The 25,794-nt window shown below is 63.9% G+C and carries 26 protein-coding genes, 1 tRNA gene and 1 riboswitch; of the genes, 14 read left to right on the top strand and 13 right to left on the bottom strand.

Features of this window, described 5'->3' with window-relative positions; translation table 11 throughout:
• Positions 1 to 352 precede the first annotated feature (352 nt).
• The 4 genes from proS to LB524_RS00980 all read left to right on the top strand — a co-directional run bounded on the left by proS (position 353) and on the right by LB524_RS00980 (position 5,542).
• Positions 353 to 1,681, top strand: a complete 1,329-nt coding sequence (proS, locus tag LB524_RS00995; protein ID WP_015317358.1) for a proline--tRNA ligase — start codon at positions 353 to 355, stop codon at positions 1,679 to 1,681.
• Positions 1,678 to 2,964, top strand: coding sequence for a lipoprotein-releasing ABC transporter permease subunit (locus tag LB524_RS00990; RefSeq protein WP_015317359.1), 1,287 nt, complete (start codon positions 1,678 to 1,680; stop codon positions 2,962 to 2,964). The genes proS and LB524_RS00990 overlap by 4 nt, the downstream gene beginning before the upstream one ends.
• A complete protein-coding gene (locus LB524_RS00985) occupies positions 2,964 to 3,644 on the top strand; it encodes an ABC transporter ATP-binding protein (RefSeq protein ID WP_140615836.1) in 681 nt (226 codons plus the stop codon). Before LB524_RS00990 ends, LB524_RS00985 begins: the two co-directional genes overlap by 1 nt.
• Positions 3,645 to 4,291: 647 nt before the next feature.
• Positions 4,292 to 5,542, top strand: coding sequence for a site-2 protease family protein (locus LB524_RS00980; protein ID WP_224523205.1), 1,251 nt, complete (start codon positions 4,292 to 4,294; stop codon positions 5,540 to 5,542).
• Between the two features lie 20 nt (positions 5,543 to 5,562).
• Here the strand turns inward: LB524_RS00980 and lipB are convergent, their stop codons facing one another.
• From lipB to LB524_RS00945, 7 genes are all read right to left on the bottom strand, one after another.
• The gene (gene lipB / locus LB524_RS00975) at positions 5,563 to 6,306 is read right to left on the bottom strand and encodes a lipoyl(octanoyl) transferase LipB (protein WP_140822098.1); all 744 of its coding nucleotides are present in this window, start codon (positions 6,304 to 6,306) and stop codon (positions 5,563 to 5,565) included.
• A 143-nt stretch (positions 6,307 to 6,449) separates the two neighbouring features.
• Positions 6,450 to 6,534: transfer RNA gene (locus LB524_RS00970), tRNA-Leu, on the bottom strand.
• A gap of 189 nt (positions 6,535 to 6,723) precedes the next feature.
• Positions 6,724 to 7,623, bottom strand: coding sequence for a succinate--CoA ligase subunit alpha (gene sucD / locus LB524_RS00965; protein ID WP_015317363.1), 900 nt, complete (start codon positions 7,621 to 7,623; stop codon positions 6,724 to 6,726).
• Positions 7,624 to 7,637: 14 nt separating this feature from the next.
• Complete coding sequence (locus LB524_RS00960; protein WP_015317364.1) at positions 7,638 to 8,822, bottom strand: malate--CoA ligase subunit beta; 1,185 nt, start codon at positions 8,820 to 8,822, stop codon at positions 7,638 to 7,640.
• 21 nt (positions 8,823 to 8,843) lie between these two features.
• Entirely contained in the window at positions 8,844 to 9,806 is a 963-nt protein-coding gene (locus tag LB524_RS00955; RefSeq protein ID WP_015317365.1) for an HpcH/HpaI aldolase/citrate lyase family protein, read from the bottom strand.
• Between the two features lie 11 nt (positions 9,807 to 9,817).
• Entirely contained in the window at positions 9,818 to 11,008 is a 1,191-nt protein-coding gene (locus LB524_RS00950) for an aminotransferase class V-fold PLP-dependent enzyme (protein WP_224523204.1), read from the bottom strand.
• Positions 11,009 to 11,131: 123 nt separating this feature from the next.
• Positions 11,132 to 11,698 carry a response regulator transcription factor gene (locus tag LB524_RS00945; RefSeq protein ID WP_051041364.1) on the bottom strand — a complete coding sequence of 189 codons (567 nt, stop codon included), beginning with the start codon at positions 11,696 to 11,698 and terminating at the stop codon, positions 11,132 to 11,134.
• 490 nt (positions 11,699 to 12,188) lie between these two features.
• Between LB524_RS00945 and mgtE the strand changes: the two genes are divergently transcribed.
• Positions 12,189 to 13,607: a magnesium transporter gene (gene mgtE / locus LB524_RS00940; RefSeq protein ID WP_015317368.1), complete on the top strand. Its 1,419-nt coding sequence runs from the start codon at positions 12,189 to 12,191 to the stop codon at positions 13,605 to 13,607.
• Between the two features lie 139 nt (positions 13,608 to 13,746).
• Positions 13,747 to 14,133, top strand: a complete 387-nt coding sequence (locus LB524_RS00935) for a MerR family transcriptional regulator (protein ID WP_006203215.1) — start codon at positions 13,747 to 13,749, stop codon at positions 14,131 to 14,133.
• A gap of 6 nt (positions 14,134 to 14,139) precedes the next feature.
• Here LB524_RS00935 and LB524_RS00930 read toward each other — a convergent pair whose 3' ends face one another.
• Both LB524_RS00930 and LB524_RS00925 read right to left on the bottom strand, forming a co-directional pair.
• Complete coding sequence (locus tag LB524_RS00930) at positions 14,140 to 14,646, bottom strand: methyltransferase family protein (protein WP_140723996.1); 507 nt, start codon at positions 14,644 to 14,646, stop codon at positions 14,140 to 14,142.
• Positions 14,643 to 15,641, bottom strand: a complete 999-nt coding sequence (locus LB524_RS00925) for a heparan-alpha-glucosaminide N-acetyltransferase (RefSeq protein ID WP_224523203.1) — start codon at positions 15,639 to 15,641, stop codon at positions 14,643 to 14,645. Before LB524_RS00925 ends, LB524_RS00930 begins: the two co-directional genes overlap by 4 nt.
• Before the next feature lie 236 nt (positions 15,642 to 15,877).
• Here LB524_RS00925 and LB524_RS00920 point away from each other — a divergent pair, with 236 nt between their 5' ends.
• A complete protein-coding gene (locus LB524_RS00920) occupies positions 15,878 to 17,077 on the top strand; it encodes an MFS transporter (RefSeq protein WP_224523202.1) in 1,200 nt (399 codons plus the stop codon).
• 3 nt (positions 17,078 to 17,080) lie between these two features.
• On the opposite strand, the gene LB524_RS00915 is transcribed toward LB524_RS00920, so the two are convergent.
• On the bottom strand, positions 17,081 to 18,256 hold the full coding sequence (locus LB524_RS00915; protein ID WP_224523201.1) for an aromatic ring-hydroxylating oxygenase subunit alpha: 1,176 nt from the start codon (positions 18,254 to 18,256) through the stop codon (positions 17,081 to 17,083).
• A 143-nt stretch (positions 18,257 to 18,399) separates the two neighbouring features.
• Positions 18,400 to 18,599: riboswitch (cobalamin riboswitch) on the top strand.
• Between the two features lie 35 nt (positions 18,600 to 18,634).
• Here LB524_RS00915 and LB524_RS00910 point away from each other — a divergent pair.
• The 4 genes from LB524_RS00910 to cobO are packed head-to-tail and all read left to right on the top strand — an operon-like array spanning position 18,635 to position 20,754.
• Complete coding sequence (locus LB524_RS00910) at positions 18,635 to 18,814, top strand: CbtB domain-containing protein (RefSeq protein WP_015317373.1); 180 nt, start codon at positions 18,635 to 18,637, stop codon at positions 18,812 to 18,814.
• A 15-nt stretch (positions 18,815 to 18,829) separates the two neighbouring features.
• Positions 18,830 to 19,630, top strand: coding sequence for a CbtA family protein (locus LB524_RS00905; RefSeq protein WP_224523199.1), 801 nt, complete (start codon positions 18,830 to 18,832; stop codon positions 19,628 to 19,630).
• Complete coding sequence (cobU, locus tag LB524_RS00900; protein ID WP_224523197.1) at positions 19,623 to 20,138, top strand: bifunctional adenosylcobinamide kinase/adenosylcobinamide-phosphate guanylyltransferase; 516 nt, start codon at positions 19,623 to 19,625, stop codon at positions 20,136 to 20,138. Before LB524_RS00905 ends, cobU begins: the two co-directional genes overlap by 8 nt.
• 1 nt (position 20,139) lies before the next feature.
• Positions 20,140 to 20,754, top strand: a complete 615-nt coding sequence (gene cobO, locus LB524_RS00895) for a cob(I)yrinic acid a,c-diamide adenosyltransferase (protein WP_224523195.1) — start codon at positions 20,140 to 20,142, stop codon at positions 20,752 to 20,754.
• Here the strand turns inward: cobO and cbiB are convergent.
• On the bottom strand, positions 20,751 to 21,725 hold the full coding sequence (gene cbiB, locus LB524_RS00890) for an adenosylcobinamide-phosphate synthase CbiB (RefSeq protein ID WP_224523193.1): 975 nt from the start codon (positions 21,723 to 21,725) through the stop codon (positions 20,751 to 20,753). The two genes, cobO and cbiB, sit on opposite strands and share 4 nt — an antisense overlap.
• Here cbiB and cobD point away from each other — a divergent pair.
• Together cobD and LB524_RS00880 are read left to right on the top strand one after the other, a co-directional pair.
• Positions 21,724 to 22,770, top strand: a complete 1,047-nt coding sequence (gene cobD / locus LB524_RS00885; RefSeq protein WP_224523190.1) for a threonine-phosphate decarboxylase CobD — start codon at positions 21,724 to 21,726, stop codon at positions 22,768 to 22,770. The two genes, cbiB and cobD, sit on opposite strands and share 2 nt — an antisense overlap.
• On the top strand, positions 22,767 to 23,276 hold the full coding sequence (locus LB524_RS00880) for a tyrosine phosphatase family protein (protein WP_140822082.1): 510 nt from the start codon (positions 22,767 to 22,769) through the stop codon (positions 23,274 to 23,276). Before cobD ends, LB524_RS00880 begins: the two co-directional genes overlap by 4 nt.
• Here the strand turns inward: LB524_RS00880 and LB524_RS00875 are convergent, their stop codons facing one another.
• On the bottom strand, positions 23,277 to 24,080 hold the full coding sequence (locus tag LB524_RS00875; protein WP_140661022.1) for a creatininase family protein: 804 nt from the start codon (positions 24,078 to 24,080) through the stop codon (positions 23,277 to 23,279).
• A gap of 56 nt (positions 24,081 to 24,136) precedes the next feature.
• On the bottom strand, positions 24,137 to 24,520 hold the full coding sequence (locus LB524_RS00870) for a RidA family protein (protein ID WP_140615865.1): 384 nt from the start codon (positions 24,518 to 24,520) through the stop codon (positions 24,137 to 24,139).
• Positions 24,521 to 24,787: 267 nt separating this feature from the next.
• Between LB524_RS00870 and LB524_RS00865 the strand changes: the two genes are divergently transcribed.
• Complete coding sequence (locus LB524_RS00865) at positions 24,788 to 25,792, top strand: ABC transporter substrate-binding protein (RefSeq protein WP_140714786.1); 1,005 nt, start codon at positions 24,788 to 24,790, stop codon at positions 25,790 to 25,792.
• Positions 25,793 to 25,794 lie beyond the last annotated feature (2 nt).

The following is a 25,794-nucleotide window of genomic DNA, read 5'->3' as shown; positions in this document are numbered from 1 at the left end:
AACGGAAATGAAAATGTCACGAAGAATTTTGCCTTGAAACGGGCAATCTCGTGCTGCACTGCACAATAGTGCGGCAGGCTTTGCTTTTGAAACGTCCAGTCAGGGTCGACAGAGCCTTTGCGGCATGTTCGCAATTGACGCGCGCAAAGAATTGACGGCCAAACACGAAGAGGTTCGGTGCGTTCCATTGTCGGCGCGGGTTGTTCCGGAAGCGAGGGATTCGGGCTCGGAAGGGGCCTACGTGGTGGGATGGCCGGGTTTCCATTCGGTCATGAAATCGCTATGAAGCCGGGGCAAGCAAGCCTGCGCCGCGCCGATTCTGGCGTGGCCATTCTCATTCACGGACCTGTCCATGCGTTTGTCGCGCTATTTCCTGCCTATCCTCAAAGAAAACCCGCGCGAGGCCGAAATCGTCTCGCATCGGCTGATGCTGCGCGCCGGCATGATCCGCCAGCAGGGGCAAGGCAGTTTTTCCTGGCTGCCGCTGGGCAAACGGGTGCTGGACAAGGTCTGCAAGATCATCCGCGAGGAGCAGAACCGCGCCGGTGCGCTGGAGATCCTGATGCCGACCATCCAGTCGGCCGATCTGTGGCGCGAGAGCGGCCGTTACAACGACTACGGCAAGGAGATGCTGCGCATCAAGGACCGGCAGGACCGCGACATGCTCTACGGTCCGACCAACGAGGAAATGGTCACCGAGATTTTTCGCGCTTACGTCAAATCCTACAAGGACCTGCCGCTCAACCTCTACCACATACAGTGGAAGTTCCGTGACGAGGTGCGGCCGCGCTTCGGCGTCATGCGCTCGCGCGAATTCCTGATGAAGGACGCCTATTCCTTCGATCTCGACTTCGAAGGCGCGAGAGCCGCCTACAACCGGATGTTCGTGTCCTATCTCAGGACCTTCACGCGCATGGGCCTGCAGGCCATTCCGATGCGGGCCGACACCGGTCCGATCGGCGGCGATCTCAGCCACGAGTTCATCATCCTGGCCGACACTGGTGAAAGCCAGGTCTTCTGCCATCGCGATTACCTGTCGCTTGCCGTGCCCGGCGCGAACACCGACTTCGCCAATGACGGCGAGATAGCAGATATCGTCAAGACGTGGACGACGCCTTACGCCGCCACCGACGAGATGCATGACGAGGCGGCCTGGGAGAAGGTTCCGACTGGCGACCGGGTCTCGGCGCGCGGCATCGAGGTAGGCCATATCTTCCACTTCGGCGAGAAATATTCCAAGCCGATGGGGGCCAAGGTGACGGGGCCCGACGGCAAGGATCATTTCGCCTCGGGCGGCTCCTACGGTATCGGCCCGTCGCGGCTGGTCGCGGCGATCATCGAGGCCAGCCATGACGAGAACGGCATCATCTGGCCGGAAGCGGTGGCGCCGTTCGATATCGGCCTGATCAACATGAAGGCGGGCGATGCCGACTGTGATCGCGTCTGCGACGAGCTCAACGCCGCCTTCACCGCCGCCGGCAAGGATGTGCTCTATGACGACACCGACCAGCGGCCGGGCGGCAAATTCGCCACCGCCGACCTGATCGGCCTGCCGTGGCAAGTGATCGTCGGGCCGCGCGGCGTCGCCGCTGGCGAGGTCGAGATCAAGAATCGCAAGACCGGCGAGCGCGTGACGCTGCCGATCGCCGACGCGGCCAAACACTTCGGTGCCGCCGCATGAGCGAGGCGGCGGCAGCGAGATCGGCGGGCGCCGGCCCTTTTTCCATCTTCGAGCGCACGGTCGCCTGGCGCTATTTGCGTTCGCGGCGCAAGGAGACGGTGATCTCGGTGATCGCCTCGATCTCTTTTCTCGGCATCATGCTGGGCGTCGCCACGCTGATCGTGGTCATGGCGGTGATGAACGGCTTCCGCGCCGAGCTTTTGACGCGCATCCTTGGCGTCAACGGCCATCTGATCGTGCAGCCGCTCGATTCACCGCTTGAGGACTATGCCCAGGTCGCCAGCCGCATCAACGGCGTACCCGGGGTCAAATACGCCATCCCGCTGATCGACGGCCAGGTGCTGGCGCAAGGCAATGTCGGCGGCGGCACCGGCGCGCTGGTGCGCGGCATCCGGGGTGAAGATCTCGGCAAGATCGCCATCGTGGCCAGCAACATCAAGCAAGGCACGCTCGCCGATTTCGATACCGGCGAGGGTGTCGCCATCGGCAAGCGCATGGCCGAGAATCTCGGCCTGACGCTCGGCGATACCATTACCTTGATCTCGCCGGACGGGGATGTGACGCCGCTCGGCACCACACCGCGCATGAAGGGCTACAAGATCGCGGCGATCTTCGAGGTCGGCATGTCTGAATATGACACGTCGATCGTCTACATGCCGTTCTCCGAAGCGCAGCTCTACTTCAACATGGACGGCCGGGCGCAGACGATCGAGATCTATGTCGACAATCCCGACGATGTCGACGCGCTGAAACCCAAGGTGGAAGCGGCGGCGCAGCGGCCGATCGACATGGTCGACTGGCGCCAGCGCAACGAGACCTTCTTTTCGGCTCTGCAGGTCGAACGCAACGTCATGTTCATGATCCTGACGCTGATCGTGCTGGTGGCGGCACTCAACATCATTTCCGGACTGATCATGCTGGTGAAGGACAAGGGGCATGATATCGCCATCCTGCGCACCATGGGCGCCTCGCGCGGCGCCATCCTGCGCATCTTCCTGATGACTGGGGCGGCGATCGGCGTGACGGGCACGCTCGCCGGCGTGCTGCTCGGCGTCGTGATCTGCACCAACATCGAATCGATCCGCCAGTTCTTCTCCTGGATGACCGGCAAGGTGCTGTTCAACCCGGAGCTCTATTTCCTCAGCCAGTTGCCGGCCAAGATGGATCCGCGCGAGACGACCTATGTCATCATCATGGCGCTTGCGCTGTCCTTCCTGGCAACGGTGTTTCCGGCATGGCGGGCGGCCCGCCTCGATCCAGTCGAAGCCTTGAGGTACGAGTAGTGGCCGAGGTCCTTATCGAGCTGAAGAGCGTCGAACGGCACTACGTCCAGGGGCCGCGCAAGCTCACCATCCTGAACGGCGCCGATTTCGCGCTGCGGCGCGGTGAAATGGTGGCGCTGGTGGCCCCGTCGGGCACCGGCAAATCGACGCTGCTGCATACGGCCGGGCTGCTGGAGCGGCCGGATGCCGGCGACGTGATCCTGTCCGGACGCGCCTGTGGCCGGCTGTCCGACGACGAGCGCACCTCGATCCGCCGCAACGATGTCGGCTTCGTCTATCAGTTCCATCATTTGCTGCCGGAGTTTTCCGCGCTGGAAAACATCATGATGCCGCAGCTCATCAAGGGCCTGCCGCGCAAGGAAGCGTCCGAGCGAGCGGCGCAACTGCTCGACTACATGCAGATCGGCAAACGGGCGTCGCACCGGCCGTCGGAGCTTTCCGGCGGCGAGCAGCAGCGCGTCGCCATCGCGCGTGCGGTCGCCAATGCGCCGCTGGTGCTGCTCGCCGACGAGCCCACCGGCAACCTCGACCCGGTCACAGCCTCCTACGTGTTCGAGGCGCTGGAGGCACTGGTGCGGCAATCGGGCCTCGCGGCGCTGATCGCCACCCACAATCACGAGCTTGCATCGCGCATGGACCGGCGCGTCACGTTGGCCGACGGCAAGGTGGTGCCGCTCTAAGGACGATTCTCACCCGACGTGTACCGCGCGGGGGTAGCTTAGAACCGCCAGTGAGCGCTCATTGCGATCAGAGTGGACGATATCGCGCTCGTCGCCAGGATGGCCAACCAAATTACGAGATTGCGAGAGAGGCGCCGCCGGCGACCTTGTCGCATACGCTTTCGCCAGCGTTCCCTTGATTTGCGCCTCCGTATTTCCCCATGTCGATCGCTCAGCAATGCCTCAGGCCCAGGCATTTTCGGCTCAGCCAAAATTTAATACAAGCGGTCGCTAATTTGTTCTTCCCGGGCTGAAGCCTACCCTGGCAAGCTTCCAACTCCCTCTCTTAGCGACCAATTAACGTTTCACTAACCGTGCACAGTTCCCCGCCCATGGCCATACCTCCCAGCGGTTGACAATGGAACAAAATTAGAACAAACTAGAAACATATCAACAACAGGAGAGAGTTATGACCGATCTGGTTCAGGATGTCATCTCGCTGGTTTGCATGAGCGCGTTTCTTGTCTCCATGGCGATCTGGATCGGAGCCATGTGATTTGGCAGCGTCGGCCGTCGCTGTTTCTCGATGACCAATGCCGCCCCGCCGTTAAGCTTTTCTTGCCGCAGCAAAGTTAGGGTGCGGCTCCAAGGCAGGGAGCAACGTCCAGGTGTCGCCCATCGTCACGGCCATTCTCGTGGCCAGCAATCTCGGGCTGATCTTTCTCCTGATGACCGTGCCGCTTGGTTTGCGCACGGTCAGGTCGAGCCGCATCGTGGCGATGGACCGGCAGCGCCTGTGGCAGGCGCTGTGGCCGCTCGGCAGCAATGCCGGCTGGTCCGGCGAGATCCTGTCGGCGCAGCCGCTGGACGAAGAGGGCGTCGCCCGCATCACGCTCTCTTGGGAAGGCCGCGATGGCAAGCCGATAGAGCGCAGGGCGCAGTTTGAAGATGTCGTCGAGGGCAGCCGCTTCTCGATGCAGGTGATCGAGGACACCGCGCTCGATAGCTCGTTCTGGAAGGACTATGGCGAGACCGCCGAACTGGTTTCGGAGGGAAGCGGCACGCGCGTGACGCTCAGCCGGACCGACCGCTACCGCGGCGTGGCTTTCCTGGTGTTTCGCTATTTCGCCATGCGCCGCGAGCTCTCCAAGCTGCAGCGTTGGGCAAGGACCGGGCAGTATCGCAAGGGTGGCTGGTTCGAGCATCCGCTGAGCCAGGTCGGCTTTGCCGTGTTGTCGGCATTGATGCTGTGGCCGTTCTTCGGCCTTCACCTCGGCGGGCTGGCGCTGGCCGCGATCCTGACGTCGGTGGTGGCGCTGCACGAACTCGGCCACATGGCGGCGTTCCGGCTGACGGGCCATCGCAGGGCGCGGATGATCTTCATCCCGCTGCTTGGCGGCATCGCCATTGGCGGCCGGCCCTATAACAGCCGTTTCGAAGTGGCCTTCGTGGCGTTGATGGGGGCGGGGTTTTCCGCCTTCCTGGTGCCGATCGTCATCGCCGCCAGCGTTCTTGCCGGCGGCGAGGGTCACAAGGCGGCTGCCGCGCTACTCGCCGCACTCGCAGGCTGCGCTGCCCTGTTCAACATCGCCAATCTGGTGCCGGTGTGGAAGTTCGACGGCGGCCAGGTGCTGCGCCAGATCTGCCCGGGGCCGGTCGTCCTGGCGCTGGCGTCCTTCTCGCTGCTCTCGGCCTTTCTGGCGCTTGGCTGGCGGGCCGGTTTTTCCCTGGGCTTCCTGCTCGCGGCCGGTGCGGTATTTTCGATTCTCAGCCTGCTCACCGTCGGCAGCGGGGTGAAGCCACGCCACGAACTGGAGCCGATCGGCACTGTCGATCGTTTGGTCATCGCCGGGGCCTTGCTGGCGGTGTTCGCCATCCACGGCTGCGGCGTGTTGTGGGCGTCAGGGCAGTTGCTCTGAGCTGGTTGGGTCCGAAAGGATCAACCCGTCTTGCGGGCAGCCTCGACCGGCAAAGCCGCCACGGGACCAAAAACATCCTCGAAGGCTGATTTCAGCGCCAGATCCAGATCGGCCATGCCGACGGGCAGGCCGAGGTCGACGAGGCTAGTGACGCCGTGGTCCTGGACCCCGCACGGCACGATGCCGCCGAAATGCTCGAGCTCCGGTTCGACATTGATGGCGATGCCATGGAAGCTCACCCACCGCCGCAGCCTTATGCCGATTGCCGCGATCTTGTCCTCGGCAGGTGAGCCGTCGGGCAAAGCAGGGCGATCTGGCCGTACCACCCAGACACCAACCCGGTCCTCGCGGCGTTCGCCGCGCACGTTGAAGGCGGCGAGCGTGCCGATGATCCACTGTTCGAGCGCCGCGACGAAGGCGCGCACGTCCTCGCGCCGGCGCTTCAGGTCGAGCATGACATAGGCGACCCGCTGGCCTGGCCCATGATAAGTGTATTCGCCGCCGCGTCCGGCCGCAAAGACCGGAAAGCGATCGGGTTCGATCAGGTCCTCGATGCGGGCGCTGGTGCCGGCGGTGTAGAGCGGCGGATGTTCGACCAGCCAGACCATTTCGCCGGCAGCCCCGCCGCGGATCGCCTCGGCGCGCGCCTCCATGAACGCAAGCGCATCGGGATAGGCGACAAGGCCGGGCTCGACCAGCCATTCCACCGGGGCCGAACCGGGCAAGGGCAGGAACGACGTGGCAATCTGGCTGCGTTCTGGCATGGCGTCTCTCTTGTCGCCTTCCATATGGCGATATCAAGCAGAAACGTCCAGTTCGCCGTGCGCTTGGGCGCCGAGCATCCGACGCGCCGGCAAGACAATGAGTGCTTGCTGGTTCAATTCGCAGCTGTGTCGTCAGGATGATTTGGTGCGGTCGAGAAGACTCGAACTTCCACGGGTTGCCCCACAGCGACCTCAACGCTGCGCGTCTACCAATTCCGCCACGACCGCACGTGGTAGAGCCGGAACCGACCGGCTCGCGGCGTGTAGCAAATCGTTTCCAGCGAAACAAGTGCGCCACGAGTATTTAATCGCTGGGAATGGCTACAACGGATCAATCGCTTTGCGCGCCCGGAAACGAAGGCGGCGGCGCGTCTTGGAGACTGCGTCGCCGCGTCCGTCTTTCGCCCGAACCTGCGGCTACGCCGCCTGCTTCCTCCGCGCCAGCGTATCTGCCACAACCTCGCCAAACGATGACGGCGTCGGCACGATGATGACGCCGGCCTCTTTCAGGATCTCGACCTTTTCCTGCGCGGACTCGCCGAAGGCCGAGATGATGGCGCCGGCATGACCCATGCGGCGGCCTTTGGGGGCGGACAGGCCGGCGATGTAGGCGATCAGCGGCTTCCTCATATTGTCGCGCGCCCAGATCGCGGCTTCGGCTTCCTGCGGTCCGCCGATCTCGCCGATCATGACCACGGCGTCGGTCTCGTCGTCCTGCTCGAACAGCTTCAGAACGTCCTTGAAGGAGGAGCCGTTGATCGGATCGCCGCCAATGCCGACGCTGGTCGACACGCCGATGCCGAGCGCCTTCATCTGCGAGGCGGCTTCATAGCCCAGCGTTCCCGAGCGGCCGACGATGCCGATGCGGCCGGGCAGGTAGATCGAGCCGGGCATGATGCCCATCAGCGCCTGTCCCGGCGTGATGATGCCGGCGCAATTCGGCCCGACCAGCCGCATGCGGTCCTCGAAGCGGTAGCGGCGCATGTAGCGCTTGACCTGCATCATGTCCTGCGAGGGGATGCCGTCGGTGATGCAGACGCAGAGCTTTATTCCCGCATCCGCCGCTTCCATGATCGAATCGGCTGCAAAGGGCGGCGGCACGAAGACGATGCTAGCTTCGGCACGGGTCTCGCGCACCGCGCCCTTGACCGTGTTGAAGACGGGCAGGCCGAGATGCGTCTGGCCGCCCTTGCCGGGCGTGACGCCGCCGACGAGCTTGGTGCCGTAGCGCTTCATGTCCTCGGCATGGAAGCTGCCGATCTTGCCGGTGAAACCTTGCACGATGACGCGCGTGCTGCGGTTGAGCAGGATTGCCATTTTTCCGTCCTCCCTCAGGCTGCTTTTTTGTTGGTGGCCACGCGCCAGGCGGCGACGGCTTTTTCGGCGGCTTCGGCGAGCGTGTCGGCGACGATCACCGCCTCGCCGGAATCGGCCAGGATCTTGCGCCCTTCCTCGGCCCTGGTGCCGGACAGCCGCACCACCAGCGGCACGTTGACGCCGACCTCGCGGATCGCCTTGATGACGCCCTCGGCGACCCAGTCGCAACGGTTGATGCCGGCAAAGATGTTGACCAGGATGGTCTCGACATTCTTGTCGCCGAGCACGGCGCGGAAGGATTTCGCGACCCGCTCGGGCGAAGCGCCGCCGCCGATGTCGAGGAAGTTGGCCGGCTCGCCGCCAGCGATCTTGATCATGTCCATCGTCGCCATGGCGAGCCCGGCGCCATTGATGATGCAGCCAATATTGCCGTCGAGGCCGACATAGGAGAGGCCGCGATCGCTGGCGAAGGTTTCGCGCGGGTCTTCCTGGCTCTTGTCGCGCAATTCGGAGATTTCGGGCCGCCGGAACAGCGCGTTCTCATCGAACGACATCTTGGCGTCGAGCGCCACCAGGCTGCCGTCGCGGGTCACCACCAGCGGATTGATCTCCAGCATCGAGGCGTCGTAGTCGCGGAACACCTGGTAACAGCTGAAGATGGTCTCGGTCGCCTTGCCGATCAGGCTGTCCTCCAGGCCGAGCCCGAAGGCGATCTCGCGCGCCTGGAAGCGCTGCATGCCGACACCGGGATCGACGGTGGCGCGGATGATCGAATCGGGTGCCTTCTCGGCGATCTCCTCGATTTCCATGCCGCCGGCGGCCGAGGCCACGATCATGACGCGCTCTTCCTTGCGGTCGAGCACGAAGCCGAGATAGAGCTCCTGCGCGATGTCGACGGCTTCCTCCAGATAGAGGCGCGAGATCAGCTTGCCACGCGGGCCGGTCTGGTGGGTCACCAGCTTGCGCCCGAGCATGGCTTCGGCGGCGCTGGAAATTTCCTCGTCATTGGCGCAGAGCTTGATGCCGCCGGCCTTGCCGCGCGCGCCGGAATGAACCTGCGCCTTCAGCACCCATTTGCCGCCGCCGATCTCGCGCGCCCGGTAGGTCGCCTGTTCGGGGCTGTAGGCCAGGCCGCCACGCGGCACATGGATCCCATGCCGGGCGAGCAGTTCCTTGGCTTGGTATTCGTGGATGTCCATTCTTTTCTCCTCCCCAAATCGTCAAAGTGCCGCGACGTGCTGTTGGCCGGCGCGTTCGATGGCGTCGTTGACCACCAGAACGTTGCGCGCCATGCGTTCCGACGCGGCGTCGATCATCTTGCCGTCGAGTGCGGCGGCACCCTTGCCCTGCGCCTCCGCCTCTTTCAGCACTTCGAGGATGCGGCGGGCGCGCGTGACTTCCTTCTCCGGCGGCGAGAAGACGTCGTTGGCCAAGGCAATCTGCGAGGGATGGATCGCCCATTTGCCTTCGATGCCGAGCGCGGCGGCGCGCCTGGCGGCCGCCTTGTAGCCTTCCGGGTCGGAGAAATCGCCGAACGGTCCGTCGATGGCGCGCAGGCCGTAGGCGCGGCAGGCGACGGTCATCCGCGACAGGGCGAAATGCCACTGGTCGCCGGGATAGTCGGGATTGAGGCCGCCAATATTGACGGTCCGCGCCTTGCAGCTTGCCGCATAGTCGGCAACGCCGAAATGCATGGCTTCCAGCCGTCCAGGGGTGGCGGCGATAGCCTCGACATTGGCCATGCCGAGCGCGGTCTCGATCAGGGCTTCCAGGCCGACACGGGTCTTGAAGCCCTTGGCCATCTCGATCTGGTTGACCATGGCCTCGACCATGTAGAGGTCGGCCGGAACGCCGACCTTGGGCACCAGTATGGTGTCCAGCCGGTCGCCGGCCTGCTCCATGACGTCGACAACGTCGCGGTACATGTAGTGCGTGTCCAGCCCGTTGATGCGCACCGAGACGGTCTTGCCCTTGGCGCGCCAGTCGATGTCGTTCAGGGCCTGGATGATGTTCTTGCGTGCGCGTTCCTTGTCGGGCGGCGCGACGGCGTCCTCAATGTCGAGGAAGACGAAGTCGGCGGCGCTGTTGGCCGCCTTGTCGATCATCTCCGGGCTGGAGCCTGGAACCGCCAGTTCGCTGCGCTGCAACCTGAGTTTCTTGAGGTGGTTAATGGTGTGGCTCATCGTCGACTCCCTCAGGCGGCTTCGGCGACCGGCAGCGCGGCCGAGGCGCGGAAATGCTGGATGGCGGCGCCGACGCCGGAGCCCGGCGCCAGCCGGACGCCACAATCGAGCAGCGCCATTTCCGCCGCCGAAAGCGAGGCCAGAACCATCACCTCGTTCAGCCAGCCGAGATGGCCAATGCGGAAAACCTTGCCGAACACCTTGTTGAGGCCGCCGCCCAGCGACGCCTGGTAGGCCTGGTAGGCGCGCTTGACGACGTCGCCGCTGTCGATGCCATCCGGCACGAGAATGGCGCTGACCGTGTCCGAATGCCATTTTGGCGCCTTGGCGCAGAGCTTCAGCCCCCACGCGTCGACCGCCTTGCGCACACCTTCGGCGAGGCGATGGTGCCGGGAGAAGATGGTCTCCAGCCCTTCCTCGGCGATCAGGTCGAGCGAGGCGCGCAGGCCGCGCAGCAATTGTGTCGCCGGGGTGTAAGGGAAATAGCCGGCATCGTTGGCGCGGATCATGTCCTCGAAGGAGAAGAAACAGCGCCGGTGGGTGGCGGTTCTCGAAGCGACGAGCGCCTTCCTGCTCACCGACAGGAAGCCGAGGCCGGCCGGCAGCATGAAGCCTTTCTGCGAGCCGCTGACGGCGCAGTCGACGCCCCATTCTTCCTGGCGAAAGTCGATCGAGCCGATCGACGAGACGCCGTCGACGAAAAGAAGGGCAGGGTGGTTCACATCGTCGAGCGCGGCGCGGCAGCCGGCGACGTCGCTGGTGACGCCTGTCGCCGTCTCGTTCTGTGTGCAGAAAATCGCCTTGATGCGGTGCGTCTTGTCCGCCTTCAGCCGCTCCGCATAGAGTTCCAGCGGAACGCCGGTTCCCCATTCGCAGTCGATGACGTCGACCTCGAAACCGAGCCGTTCGGCCATGTCGACCCACAGATGCGAGAACTGGCCGAAACGCGACATCAAAACGCGGTCGCCTGGGCTGAGCACATTGGTCATCGCCGCTTCCCAGGCTCCGGTGCCCGAGGACGGGTAGATGAAGACGCGGCCGGTCTCGTTCTTGAAGACCCGTTTGATGTCCTCGAACAGCGGCAGGGTGAGGTCGGGAAAGGTGGCCGCGCGCATGTCCTCCATCGGCAGGTTCATCGCTTGGCGTACCTGCTCGGGGATGTTGGTCGGCCCGGGAATGAAAAGATGGGTGAAACCGGCCATGATGCGAACTCCTCCTGATCCAGCAAAGCGGTGGTGGGAGTTTCGTTTCGACGGCCGATGCCGACAACACCTTGGCGGGTAAGATCTCACCGCATGCGGGTGGGTATGGCCTACCCGGTCGCCCTACCCGAAAGGCTGCCTTTGGCTACGCCTCTCTCGTGAATAGAGCGCGACCGCCATGGCGCGGTTGCGGACGTCCAGCTTGTCGTACAGATTCTTGAGATGGTACTTCACGGTGTTTTCGGAGATGCCGGTCCGGGTGGCGATCTGCAAATTGGTCCAGCCGTCGGACAATACCGCCAGCAGTTCACGCTCGCGCACGGTAAGCCGGGATAGAGGCGTATCGTTGACCTTGTTGATGTCGATATAGGGGATGCAGATGCGGCCGTGCGCGACAGCCAGGATCGTGTCGAAGATGATGGCGGGATCGTCGAACTGGAAGCAGTAGCCCTGGGCCCCCAGGCGCACGCACTGTTTCAGGATGCCGATGTCATGGTCGTTTGAAAAGACCGCGATGCGAACGTCGAGCTTGCGGGCCTGGACCTCGGCCAGGACATCAGCGCCGTCCATGTCGGACAGCTTCCAGCCGATCACGGCGACATCGAACTCCTGGACCGCTGCCAGCTCCAGGAAATGCCTGCCGCTTTGTACGGAGGCCAAAAGCTCGAAGCGCCCGTCGCAGTCCAGCATTTCGCGCAGAGCCGATATGACGAGCGGATTGCGTTCAGCCACGACCACGCGAACGCGCCGCTCGTCGATTGCCTTGCTTTCTGTCCGCGACCTGGTCTTCAAGGGCTTCCGGCTTTTTTGTTGCGGCTTGGGGGTCCAGCCGATGCCTGGACCTGCATCATGACAATTCTGCCCCAATCGCGCACGGGTGCTCTTTCCCCAGCGACATGCGCTGTCGCGTGGCCGGGCCACAAGCACACCCGCTTTTGACGGAATCGACTAGGTCGCGCACGCCCGACAATGTCGCGTCGGTGGAAAACGACGCCTTTGCGCAAGCGGGATTTTTCGGCTGGAATTCCCGTGCGTTGGAGCGACGGGCTGCGAAATCGAATCATGCCGCCGCTCCAAATTTCTTGTTTGTGGTCGGACCCAAAACCGATTTCCACTTTTCGGAATCATGGTCTAGACCTGACTGGCAACCTTTCCGGGATTCTGATGGCTGGAGACGCTGGTGGAAGGCCAGGACAAGCAGACGACCTCCGCCAAGGCGGCTGACGACGCCCACGCCGACATCTATGGCGAGGACGGCGCGGTCCTTTCGTCCTTCCTTGCTCAGATCGGTGCGGCGATCGCCGACCGCGATACGCTGACCCTCAAGCGCGAAGTCGACGACCTGCACCAGTCGGAACTTGGCGACCTCATCGAGGCGCTGCATCCCGAGCAGCGGCGCGCGTTGGTCGAGCTGCTGGGCGCCGACTTCGATTTTTCCGCGCTGACCGAAGTCGACGAGGCGATCCGCATGGATATCGTCGACAATCTGCCCAATGCGCAGATCGCGCAGGCCGTGCAGGCACTCGATTCCGACGACGCGGTCTACATTCTCGAAGACCTCGAGCCGGAAGACCAGGACGAGATCCTGTCGCAGCTGCCGTTCACCGAGCGGATCAGGCTGCGGCGCTCGCTCGACTACCCGGAAGAGACCGCCGGGCGGCGCATGCAGACCGAGTTCGTCGCTGTGCCGCCTTTCTGGACCATCGGCCAGACCATCGACTACATGCGCGAGGACAAGAACCTTCCGGACCGCTTCAGCCAGATCTTCGTCATCGATCCGACCTTCAAGTTGTTGGGGGCCATCGATCTCGACCAGATCCTGCGCGCCAAGCGCGCGGTCAAGGTGGGGGAGGTCATGCATGAGACGCGGCACGCCATTCCCGCCACCATGGACCAGGAAGAGGCGGCGCGGGAATTCGAACAATACGACCTTCTGTCGGCCGCGGTCGTCGACGAAAACGAACGGCTGGTCGGCGTGCTGACCATCGACGATGTCGTCGACGTCATCCAGCAGGAGGCGGAGGAAGACCTGCTGCGCATGGGCGGCGTCGGTGACGAAGAGCTCTCCGACAGCATTCTGGCGACCTCGCGCTCGCGCGTTCCCTGGCTGCTCGTCAATCTGCTGACGGCATTCCTGGCGGCATCGGTGATCGGCCTGTTCGACCACACGATCGAGCGGATCGTGGCACTCGCCGTGCTGATGCCGATCGTGGCCGGCATGGGCGGCAATGCCGGTTCGCAGACCATGACCGTCACCGTGCGGGCGCTGGCGACCAGGGATCTCGACATCTACAACGCCGGCCGCATCATCCGCCGCGAGATGGGCGTCGGCTTCATCAACGGCATCGTCTTCGCCGTGCTGATCGGCATCGTCGCCGCAAGTTGGTTCCACGACCCTAATCTCGGCGGCATCATCGCGGCGGCTATGATCATCAACATGTTCGTGGCGGCCCTTGCCGGCATCCTGATCCCGCTGCTGCTCGACAGGTTCAAGGTGGATCCCGCGGTCGCTTCGGCGGTTTTCGTCACCACGGTCACCGATGTCGTTGGATTCTTTGCCTTCCTCGGCCTCGCGAGCTGGTGGTTCGGCGTCCGGTAAGGGTGTCAATTGACTTTTACGTAAATGCCGTGCGAGGCTTGTACGGGGTGCCGTGTCGATTCCGGCGGGCAAGGGTTTGGTTCGGGACAGAAGGGCGACGCCGCATGGCGATCGCCTGGAATTCCGGCAGGGAGTGACAATGCGGGAATATTATTCGATCACCGAACTGACCCGCGAATTCGACGTGTCGACGCGGACGCTGCGTTTCTATGAAGACGAGGGATTGGTGCAGCCGGTGCGGCGCGGCCGCACCCGGCTGTTTCGCCCTTCCGACCGCCATCTCATCCGGCAGATCATGCGCGGAAAACGCCTCGGCTTCTCGATCAACGAGATCCGCGAGATCATCCAGATGTACAAGGAGCCGCCGGGCGAGGTCGGGCAGCTCAAGCTGATGATCAAGCGCATCGAGGAAAAGCGCGAAGACCTCAGGCAGAAACGTCGCGACCTCGAGGAGACGCTGGCCGAACTCGACCAGGCCGAGGAGTCTTGCGTCGAGCGGCTGGTCGAGCTCGGCGTCAACACGTAGCCCTGCTCAAATCCAGCGCCGGACTCTTTTTGCATAGTCGCGGTATTTCTTGCCGAATTTCGCCGCCAATATCTTTTCCTCGCCCTCGATCGCGACCTTCTGGGTGACGAAGGCGGCCACGAAGGCAAGCAGGAAGAACCAGGCGATGCCCGAGACGAAGGCGACGCCGATCAACAGCAGCGTGTTGGCCAGGTACATCGGATTGCGGCTGACGCCGAAGGGGCCGGTCGTGACGAGATGATCGGGCACGGCGTTGGGATTGAGCGTGGTCCTGGCCCGTATCATGGTGCGGATCGCTGTGAACCAGAGTACGGCCACGGCGAACAATGCCACCCAGCCGGCGGCGAACAGGATGTCGCCAAGGAGATCGCCGATCCAGGGCAGCGGGATGTAGAGGCCGAGCACGACACTGATGAGGATGGCGGCGGCGTAGATCACCGGCGGCCACGGTACCAGCCCAGGCTTCGGCCCGGTCCCAGGCTTCGGTTCGATCCCAGGTTTTGGCCCGATCATTGTGTCCCTCCCTCCGTCATCTTGTCCTCGGTCTTGGCGGTGCACGTTGCGGCAAGATCGGACAGATGCGCCCTGAAGTCCGCAGTCTGGTCGTTGTTGAAGAGCCGATCAAGAGAGGCTTCGCCTTCGAGCGTTTCGAGCATGCAGCCGCAATAGCTCGAACAGAAGGTTGCGTTGCGCATCTGCTCGCACGATCGCTGGCAGGTTTTCAGGAAATTGACCTGCGGGGTTTCGACTTGCGCCGGCATCACTTGCGAGAACAGCCAGACGCAGCCGATCAGCAGCGGCTGGTGGATCAGGTAGAAAGCCAGGCTGTGGCGGCCGATGAAGACCAGCGGGTTGGACCAGCGTCCGGGCGCCAGGTTCGCCAGGCGTGCCCTTATGCCGGAAGTGGAAGCGAATTTGGCCACCGCAATGCCCGTAAGCACGGCGCCGAACCAGGGGAACAGCGGAACGTAGTCGTTGGAGCGCGGGTTGATCGCCGACAGGCCGATCCACCAGAGCCAGGGATGATCGAGGGCCTCGAAGCGCAGGTAGACTGGTGCCGCGATGACGAGCGCGGCGACGGCAAGCGTCAGCAGCGCCGGCAGGCGCAGGAACGCGAGGCCGAGCAGGCTGGCGAGCGCGATCTCGTGCAGGATGCCGAAAAAGATGAATCCGTCGGGCGTGGCGATGCGGGTGACGACCGAAATGGCGACCGCCGCGCCGGCGATCATGGCGAACCGCTTCCAGAAGCCGTTCCAGCGGATCTGTCGGCCATGGGCGAGATAGAGGCTGACCCCGACCAGGAACAGGAAGGTCGATGCGATGCAGCGGGCGTAGAACTTCCACCAGCCGAAGGCGGTGAGGCCGGGATCGGTGTAGCCGAAGAATTCCAGGTCCCAGGTGAAGTGGTAGCTCGCCATCGCGATCAGCGCGATGCCACGCAAGATATCGATGGCGACGATGCGCTTCGATGGCTGCGGGACGGGTACGGTCGGCGTGTGGATGCTCATGGTCTCGCGATCTGATTCAGCCCCTCCACGACGACTATCACGGTTGCACCGGATAGAAGAAGACCGGGCGCCTTGGCCTGCACCGCGCGGCGGGGTCCGCGCCAGCCGCCGGGTTGGGCCAGCGCGGAAAAGCCTTTGACCGGCTTCGCTTTTTGCCGGATGTGCGTCGGTTTCCTCTTAATGGGCCTGAAATGTCCACGGCAGATTTAACGCCTCGATTCTGCTTTGGGGAAGCAATGTCCACCCATGTTCGCCATCCGATCTGGCTTCCGGCCCTCAAGGCCGCGGATGCGCGCACCTTCGCCTCGCTGTACGCGGTCGAATCCTTCGCCCGCGCCATGGTGTCGAGCGTCATACCGATCCAGGCCTACGAGATTCTCCGCAACGAGCAGATCGTCTCGATACTCTACACCGCCGTGTCCCTGCTCGGCCTGTCGGTGACCTTGTTCATGCCGATGCTGATCCGCCGCTTCGCGCGGCGCTGGGTCTACACGGCGGGCGCCTGCCTGCTCGCCATCGGCTCGCTGTTCTTCGTCACCCATACGCTCGCCGGGCAACTGGCCGGAATGCTGTGCCGGGTGATGGGCGCCAGCGCGCTGTCGATCACGCTCAACCTCTACATCATGGATCACATCCGCAAGACCGATTTCATGCAGGCCGAATCGCTGCGCATGGCGTGGTCGATGGTTGCCTGGACCTGCGGGCCGACGCTCGGCATTTTTCTCTATACGCGCTTCGGCATTTATGCCGCGCATGGCGCGGTGGCGGTGTTCGCCATGGCCTTGCTGGCGCTGTTCTGGACCTATCGGCTGAGCGACAACCAGTCGATCCGCCCGGGCAAGACACGACCGGCCAATCCGCTCGCCAACATCGGCCGCTTCGTCGCGCAGCCGAGGCTGAGGCTCGCCTGGCTGATAGCCTTCGGCCGCTCCTGCTTCTGGACGACCTTCTTCGTCTATGGTCCGCTGTTCATGGTCATCACCGGCGAGGGTGAATTGGCCGGCGGCCTGCTGGTCTCGGCCGGCAACGCGCTGCTGTTCATGGCGATCTTCTGGGGCAAGGCGGGGAAACGCTTCGGCGGCCGCAGGACCATGACATTTGCCTATTTCGCCATGTCGGCGACGCTGCTGGCGGCCGGTGCCGTGGGCGAAACCGTGCCGTTGCTCACCGGCGCCTTCCTGCTGTGCGGCGCCTTCTTCACCATCGCGCTCGACGCGCTCGGTTCGACCGCCTTCATGCGCTCGGTGCGCTCTTATGAGCGCGCGCAGATGGCGGCGGTCTACCGCACCTATCTCGATTTTTCCGAACTGACGCCGCCGCTGGTCTATTCGGTGGTGCTGGCCTTCTTCGGTCTGGGCTCGGTGTTCGTCACGCTCGGACTGCTTGCCGTGTTCTGCGGCTTCATGACCTGGCGATATCTGCCGAAGTCCCTGTGATCTTCAGGCCTCGGGTGAGCGCGCAGCGTGCCGTTCGCGCACCCAATCGTGGAAGCGGTGAAGGTCGTACTCCTCGGGCATCAGCACGCCAGCTGTATGACGCATCGAGCGCAGGCCCTTCTGGTTGACCTCGCAGATTGCTGCGTCCTCCTCCAGCACCTGTGTGCCGAAGGCAACGATGTTGTCGATGTCGGTCTCAGCGAGCGCCTCGGGCGCGAACAGCCATTCCGCGGTCAATTCGGTCTGTTCGGGACCGAGCGGCGTAAGCCGCACGGTCCTGACATAGTCGACATGGCCGACGATGAACATCGACGGCAGGTTGGTGGCGTAAGTCTGACCGGCGGTTCGTTCCGCCGGCGTCAAGCCCGGGAAGACCGGCCCGTGCGCCTGCCCATCACGCGACCATGTCTCAGCCCCGGTGCGCAGGCCGCCGGAAAATTCCGGCGCGTCATTGTCGGCGTGACGGAGCCATTCGGGATCGTCATGCCGGCTCATCAGGCCGCGGCCATAGATCGGCACCAGCCGCGACAGGTCCTTGTGAACGCCCGGGCAGTGCAGGCACTCGTTGAAATTTTCCCAAAAAATCTTCCAGTTGCAGTTCATCACCTTGCGCAGCACGTGCCCTGATACCAGCGTTTCCAGCGGCCAGTTGTCGAAGTCGCCGGAGGCCGGGTCGAAGGAGGATTGCGCCGAGCTGGCGGCATCTTCCGCAAGATTGACGAAGACGAAGCCCCGCCACACCGAGAGCGCGACGCGATAAAGCGGGTGATCGGCCTTGTCGAAGCCGTCAGGCAGCGATTTCGACGGCACGCGCACCAGATCGCCACGCAGCGAATAGGACCAGGCGTGATACGGGCAGGTGATCAGCCGCGCCTTCAGCCGGCCCTGGCTTTCCTGGCAAAGCTGCGAGCCGCGATGCCGGCAGGTGTTGTGGAAGGCATGCAACTCGCCGGTGTCGTCGCGCAGCAGGAGGATTTCCTGCATACCGACGCGGAAGGTGCGGAACGCCAAAGGCTGGGCAAGGTCGGCCTCGCGGCAGACGAGCAGCCAGTTCCTGTACCAGATGGCGTCGAGATCGCGCTGATAGTTGTCCTGGTCCCAATAGGCCGACGAGGGCAGCGTCGGCTCGGTTCGAGTCAGGCCGTTATAGGGCACGCGCTCGCTGGCATTGGGCTGCATGGCTGGCTTCCCGTGAGGGGCGCCAGCCGACACCCGGCCATGAAGTTTGTCAATCGGGACGGGATGAGGGCAGCTTCGCCGATGCGACGCTCCTGCGCTGGCGGCTGTCGGAATTTGGTTTGCCGGGCGCGGCGAATTTCCCTATAGTCACCGATGTCGTCGGTTCCTTTTTGGAGCCAAGAGGGAATGCGGTGCGGGCAGGAATTCCTGCCCAATGCCGTGGCTGCCCCCGCAACTGTGTGCGGTAGTCCTCTCCATATGCCACTGAAGATTTTTCTTCGGGAAGGTGGGGAAGGGCGCTTATCCGCGAGCCAGGAGACCTGCCGGCGACAGGAAACTGACTTCGATGCCCTCGGGTGGAGGGCGAAAGGACAAGACATGACTACCGCTTCCGTCTCCCTCGGCGCCTCCGTCTCCTCGCAGTCGCGCTTCATGCAGCTCGCGCTCGCGGCGCTGCTCGGCATCTTCGTCGTCGGCTTTGTCGGCTTCTCGCATATCGATGCGGTCCACAATGCTGCCCACGACTATCGCCACTCGATGGCGTTTCCCTGCCACTAACGAGGATCCGACATCATGAATCTGTTTCGCAACGTCGTGTTCGTCGCGGCGATCGCGGGGCTCGTGGCCGGTGTCGTTCTCGCCTGCATGCAGGCCTATGCCACCGTGCCGCTGATCCTCAAGGCGGAAGTCTATGAAAAGGCCGGCGGCGGCCACCACCATGATCACGCGATCGCACCAGCGGCGACCAATGATGCCATGAGCACGGCGCCCGCTGGCAATGCCATGAGCTCTGCCGCGCCCGCGGGCACCGATGCCATGGCACCGGCGGAGGAAGACGAAGGCTGGGCGCCGGCCGACGGTTTCGAGCGTTTCGCCTTTAGCGTGGTTGCCAATATCGTCACCGGGATCGGCTTCGCACTGGTCCTGGTCGCGGTTTCCGAGTTCTTCGGCGGCGTCGGCAACTGGCGCCAGGGTGTGTTCTGGGGTTTGGCCGGCTTTGCCGTGTTCACACTGGCACCGGGCCTCGGACTGCAGCCGGAACTGCCGGCAATGCCGGCGGCCGATCTTCTGCCGCGCCAGATCTGGTGGACGGCGACGGCGGCCGCGACCGCGATCGGCCTAGGCCTGATCGTCTTTCGCAGATCGCTGCCATTGACCATCCTCGCCGTCTTGCTGATCGTCGCGCCGCATGTCGTCGGCGCGCCGCAGCCCGACAGTTTCGAAACACCGATCCCGGAAGGCCTGCACCATCAGTTCGTGGTGGCGGTGACGGTGACCAATCTGGTGTTCTGGCTGGTGCTCGGCGCGATCGTGGGCGTGGTGCGCAGGCGCTTCACCGGCATGGCGACCAGCCTGCGCGACAGCTTTGCCTGATCGCGGCAGGCTGACCTTCATCATCGGTGGTGCGCGCTCCGGCAAGAGCGCGCACGCCGAAACCCTGGTGACGGCATTGCCCTCGCCATGGGCCTATATCGCCACGGCGCAAGCCAATGACGACGAGATGCGCGAGCGCATCGCGCTGCACCGCTCGCGGCGCGGTGAGGGCTGGTCGACCACCGATGCGCCACTCGACCTCGCCGAAGCGCTGGAGGCGTTGCCAGACGGGCAGCCGGTGCTTGTCGACTGCCTGACGCTGTGGCTGACCAATCACATGGTGGCCGATCACGACGTCGAGGCCGCGTGCCGGCGGCTGGCGGACGTGCTGTCTCGGCCGCGCGGACCGTGGTTCGTGGTGACGAACGAGGTCGGGCAAGGCATCGTGCCCGACAACGCGCTGGCGCGTCGGTTTCGTGACGATGCCGGCCGGCTCAACCAGCGGGTCGCGGCAGTAGCCGACACGGTGCTGCTCATGGTGGCGGGGCTACCGCTCAAGGTGAAGTGAAATGACCGATATCGACGGCAAGGATGAAGAACGCCATCGCGCCAAGATGGCCAAGCGCAAGGCAGTGCAGGACGCCGAGGTTGCGGGCAAGACGATCGAGAAAGGGTTGCTGATCGTCAACACCGGTCCCGGCAAGGGCAAGACCACGGCCGCCTTCGGTCTCGCGCTGCGCGTGCTCGGCTACGGCAAGCGCGTCGGCGTCGTCCAGTTCATCAAGGGCAAGTGGCACACCGGCGAGAAGGACGCCTTTGCCGTCTTTGGCGACCGTGTCGTCTGGCACGCAATGGGCGAGGGTTTCACCTGGGAGACGCAGGACCTGAAGCGCGACATCGCGGCCGCCGAGGCCGCCTGGGCCAAGGCTCTGGAATTGATCGACGATCCCTCGATCAGCCTTGTCGTGCTCGACGAGCTCAACATTGCCTTGCGCTACGACTATCTCGCTCTCGACAAGGTGGTTGCGGCGCTCAAGGCTCGCCGCGAAGGCCTGCATGTCGTCGTCACCGGCCGCAACGCCAAGCCGGCACTGGTCGAGGCGGCGGACCTGGTCACCGAGATGGGGGTGACAAAGCACCATTTCTCGGCTGGCGTGAAAGCGCAGCAAGGCATCGAGTTCTAGAAAACCAGAACGGCGATCAGCGCGACAAGGCCGAACAAGCCGATCAGCAGGTAGTCCGCGACCCGGTAAAGCTTGAGCGCCCGCCTGATATCGCCGCTGTCGACATCGCGGCGGCCGCCTTCGCCCATGAAGATGTCGTCGACCATGACACCGCCATAGCTGCGTGGTCCGGCGAGCGCCAGCCCGAGCGCGCCGGCCATGGCCGCTTCCGGCCAGCCGGCATTGGGCGAGCGGTGTTTTTTCGCGTCGCGCCTCACCGCCTGCCAGGCGTCGCGGGGGTCGGCGCCCTCGACCAGGAGGGAAGCGAGCACGATCAGCAGCGCCGTCAGCCGCGATGCAGGCAGGTTGATCCAGTCGTCGAAGCGCGCCGCCGCCCAGCCGAAGGCCTCATGGCGCGGAGTCCGGTGGCCGACCATCGAATCGGCGGTGTTGGCCGCCTTGTAGGCCGCGCCGCCGGCGAGCCCTCCGACCCCGGTCCAGAAGGCGGGGGCGACGATGCCGTCGGAAAAATTTTCCGCCAGGCTCTCGATCGCCGCGCGGCAGACGCCGGCGCGGTCGAGCGTCTCGGGATCACGGCCGACGATCCGCGAAACGGCGGCTCGGCCCATGTCGAGGCCTCCGCTGTCGAGCGCGTCGGCGACGGCTTCGACATGTTCGTAAAGGCTTTTCTGCGACAGAAGCGATGTCGCCAGAAAGACGGCAACGATCCACCCCAGGGGGACGAACCAGAGCAGAACAAGCTGCACGCAAAGGCCCGCTATCGCAGGCACCAGCACGATGACCAGAAGCGCCTGGACACCACGTTGGCGACGCAACGCGTCGGGATCAGTGGCGCGGTTGAGCCGCAAGTCGAGAAAGGATATCAGCCTGCCGAACCATGTCACCGGATGGCCGATGGCGCGAAACAGCCAGTCGGGATAACCAAGGGCGAATTCGACAATTAATGACAGGAAAGCGATCAGGACTGACATGAAGCTTCTTGAAAGAGCGGTGGACCATGGTGGAAGTCTTGGCCGGGCAAGGGCGCTTTTCCCCAATGCCGTGCTGCCTTTCGTCGACCTCTCGACCGGTATCAATCCGCACTCCTACCCGCTTTTCGACCTGCCCGCCACCTCGCTGTGGCGATTGCCAGAGGCCGCGCGTGGGCGCGAACTGATAGAGATTGCGGCCAACACCTATGGCGCGCCTTCCCCAGCAAGCGTGGTGGCGGCCCCTGGCACACAGATCCTGTTGCCGCGCGTCGCCTCGCTGGTGAGGCCCGGCAAGGCAATGGTGCTGGGGCCGACCTATGCCGAACACGCCCGGGCGGCGGCGATTGCCGGGCACGACGTGGTCGAGGTCAGCGATTTCGCGGCGCTGGCGGAAGCCGACCTCGCCATCATAGTCAATCCGAACAATCCCGATGGGCGCGTCGTCGAGCGCGACCGGTTGCTGGTGCTGGCCGCCGGACTTCGCGCCAAGGGCGGGCTGCTGGTCGTCGACGAGGCGTTCATGGATGTCGGTCCACGCGAGCACAGCCTCGCCGGCGATGTCGGCCAGGGCGGCATCGTCGTGCTGCGTTCCTTCGGGAAGTTCTTTGGTTTGGCCGGCCTGCGGCTCGGGTTCGCGCTTGCCGACGCGCCGACGGCTGAACGGCTGGACATGCAGTTCGGGCCGTGGGCTGTCGCAGGACCGGCCCTGGAATATGGCATCCGCGCGCTCGCCGATCTCGACTGGCAGGATGCGATGCGGGCGTCGCTGGCAGAAGCGACGATGCGGCTCGACGCGCTGTTTAGCCGTTTCGGCGTTCCCGTCGCGGGGGGCACCACGCTGTTCCGCTATCTCAGCCTGCCCGATGCCGACGGCCTGTTTTCCGGCCTTGGCCAGAGCGGCATCCTGCTGCGGCATTTCTCTGAACGGCCGCATACCCTGCGCGCCGGCCTGCCGGGGAGCGAGGAGGAATGGCGCAGGCTCGAATCCGCCCTTGCCGATTGGGCGTCGCGGCGCGAGGATCGGTCGAAAGGTTTCAAACAATGATCCATGTCTGCTCGCTGGCGAAAATCGAGGAAGTGGTGGCCAGGACCGGCGCCGACCGCATGCTGTCGCTGCTCGCCGCCGGAACGGACGTAGTCCGACCGGCCTCGATCCCAAGGGAAAACCATCTGCACCTGGTCATGCACGACATCGCCGTGGCGCAGGACGGCATGACCATGCCGGGCGAGGAGCATGTCCGTAACCTGCTCGATTTCGCACGCCGCTGGGACCGGGCGAAACCAATGCTGGTGCACTGCTATGCCGGCATCAGCCGTTCGACCGCCTCGGCCTATATCATCGCCGCGGCTTTGGCGCCGAAACGCAACGAGGTGGAACTGGCGCGGACGCTGCGAGCGCTATCGCCTTCGGCGACGCCCAATCCGCGGCTGATCGCGGTGGCCGACGCGCTGCTCGAGCGCAACGGCCGCATGATCGAGGCGATCGAGTCGATCGGGCGCGGCGCCGACGCCTTTGAAGGCACGCCGTTCGCCCTCCAGATCGACGGTTAGCTATTTCAGCCACTCCGCGAGCTTGGCCTTGCGCACATCCCGCACTAGGTTGATGAACCCGTCAGCCTGATATTCCGCGGTCAGCCGGCCTTTCTCGGCTGTCGCGATGCTGGCGTCGCCGACCACGCCGTTCGGGTTGAGATCCCCGGCAATCCAGGCGAAGGCGTGGGTGCCTGTGTGGCGCAACAGCGAGAATTCCTTCTCGGCCTTGGCGACGTTGGAAACGAAATTGTCGGCCTTGCCCATGTCGACGAGATCTGGCCGGAAATGCAGCATCAGCGACGTCTCGACATCGCCGCCATGAATGCCGTGACGATCCTCGAGTTCGGTGTACATGCCGGCCGGGCGGCCAAAGCGCTGCCAACTGGTCTTCACCGCCAGCATCTTTTCGCGCACGCGCAATTCGCGCGTGACGATGCCCATGATCTCCTCATTGCCGCCATGCGAATTGACGACGATAAGCTTGCGCACGCCGGCGCGCGCGATCGACAGGCCAAGCTCGGTCCAGGCGTCGACCAGCGTCGTTGCCGGCAAGGTGAGAGTGCCCGGCGCGTGCAGATGCTCGTTCGACTTGCCAACCGCCTGGACCGGCAGGATGCGGATGTCGAGATCGTCGGGCAAGCGTGAAATCACCGTGTCGAGCATGCCGTTCATGATCGAAGTGTCGGTCGACACAGGCAGATGCGGTCCATGCTGCTCGATAGCCGCCAGCGGCAGCACCGCGATTGTCGCCTCGGGATCGATCGAGGCGTATTCGGTGGTCCGGTAGTCGCCCCACCATACGCGTTTCTTGCCAGCAGTCATGTCACGCCTCTTCAAATGATCAGGTCAGACCTAGCGCGGTGCGGCCGGCCTGTCGATCACCCGGCCGCGATGGCCTCGACCTCGACCTTGAATTCGGGCCGGGCAAAGCCGGAAACGATCATCAGCGTCGAGGCTGGCGCCGGGCTCGAAAACAGCCGGTCGCGAACCTCCATATAGGGCCGCAGATGCGCGCGGTCGGTGACATAGGCGTTGATGCGAACGATGTCGCCAAGTCCCAGCCCGGCTTCGCCCAGAACCGCCGCGATGTTCCTGAAGCAGAGTTCGGCCTGCGCGCCGGCATCTTCCGGTATCTGGTCGTCCGCCGTGATGGCGACCTGGCCCGAGCACAGCACCAGCCGCTTGCCGGCCGGCACCTCGACGCCGTGGCTGTAGCGGGCAAAGGGTGGCTTGATCGACTTAGGGGTAAGGAATTTGAACATGGCAATCTCCTGGATATCGCCAGCCTAAGGCCGGATGCATTGCACCATCAAGATGGTGGTGCATGTCGCCGGTGCGATTGTGGACAGGCGTTCAAAAAATAGGCACGATGCCCTTCGGTGCAGCACGACCTTTCCGGCTTTCGCAGATGGCTGTGGTGCAGGCGGGCGGGTCCCGGCGCGCGACGCCGGTGGCATGTGTCTTGCTTCTTGAATCTTTGGTGTCAAGCACGGCGCGCAACGCGCCGGTGCAAATAAAGGGCGGTGTCAATGTACGTGAAACAGAAGATTTCGGCCGCGGTGGTGGCCCTGCTTGCAGCCAGCACGCTGGGCGCGGCGGCGAATGAAAAAGTCACTTTCGGCACCAACTGGCTCGCCGAGCCGGAACATGGCGGCTATTACCAGGCCGTGGCCGATGGCACCTATGCCGCCTGCGGTCTCGACGTCACCATCATGCAGGGCGGCCCGCAGGTCAGCGGCCGGCCGATGTTGCTCGCCGGCAAGATCGATTTCTACATGGGCGGCAATCTGCTGTCGGCCTTCGACGCCGTCCAGCAAGGCATTCCGATGCGTGTGGTGGCAGCCGACTTCCAGAAGGACCCGCAGGTCATCATGTCCCACCCCGGCGAGGGGCTCGACAAATGGGAAGACCTGAAGAACGCCGAGCAGTACATTCTGGGTGACGAAGGCGTGCAGACCTTCTTCCAGTGGATGGTCATCGAGCTCGGTTTCGACGCTTCAAAGCGCGTGCCCTACACCTACAACACCGCGCCTTTCCTTGCCAACAAGAAGTCGATCCAGCAGGGCTACGTCACCTCGGAGCCGTTCGCGGTCAAGAGGGAAGGCGGCTTCGTGCCGAACCAGTTCCTGCTCGCCGACTACGGCTGGGACACCTATTCGACTACGATCGAGGTGATGCAGGAGACGATCGACAAGAAGCCTGAGGTGGTCCAGTGCTTCGTCGATGGCTCGGCCAAGGGCTGGTACAAGTACCTCTACGGCGACAACAAGGCCGCCAACGACATGATCAAGAAAGACAATCCTGACATGAGCGACGAGCAGATCGCCTTCTCGATCGAGCAGATGAAGAAGTTCGGCCTGGCCGATTCCGGCGACACCGAGAAGCTCGGCATCGGCGCCATGAAGGAAGAACGGATCAAGAGCTTCTACGACAAGATGGTCAAGGCCAAGGTCACGCCTGAAGGCATCGACATCACGAAAGCCTACACGCTGGCCTTCATCAACAAGGGGGTCGGGCTCGAGCTGAAGAAATAGGC

This window comes from Mesorhizobium sp. ESP6-5 (assembly GCF_020164695.1).
Classification (GTDB): Bacteria; Pseudomonadota; Alphaproteobacteria; order Rhizobiales; family Rhizobiaceae; genus Mesorhizobium; species Mesorhizobium australicum.
This window is presented reverse-complemented; position numbering and strand designations above follow the sequence as displayed.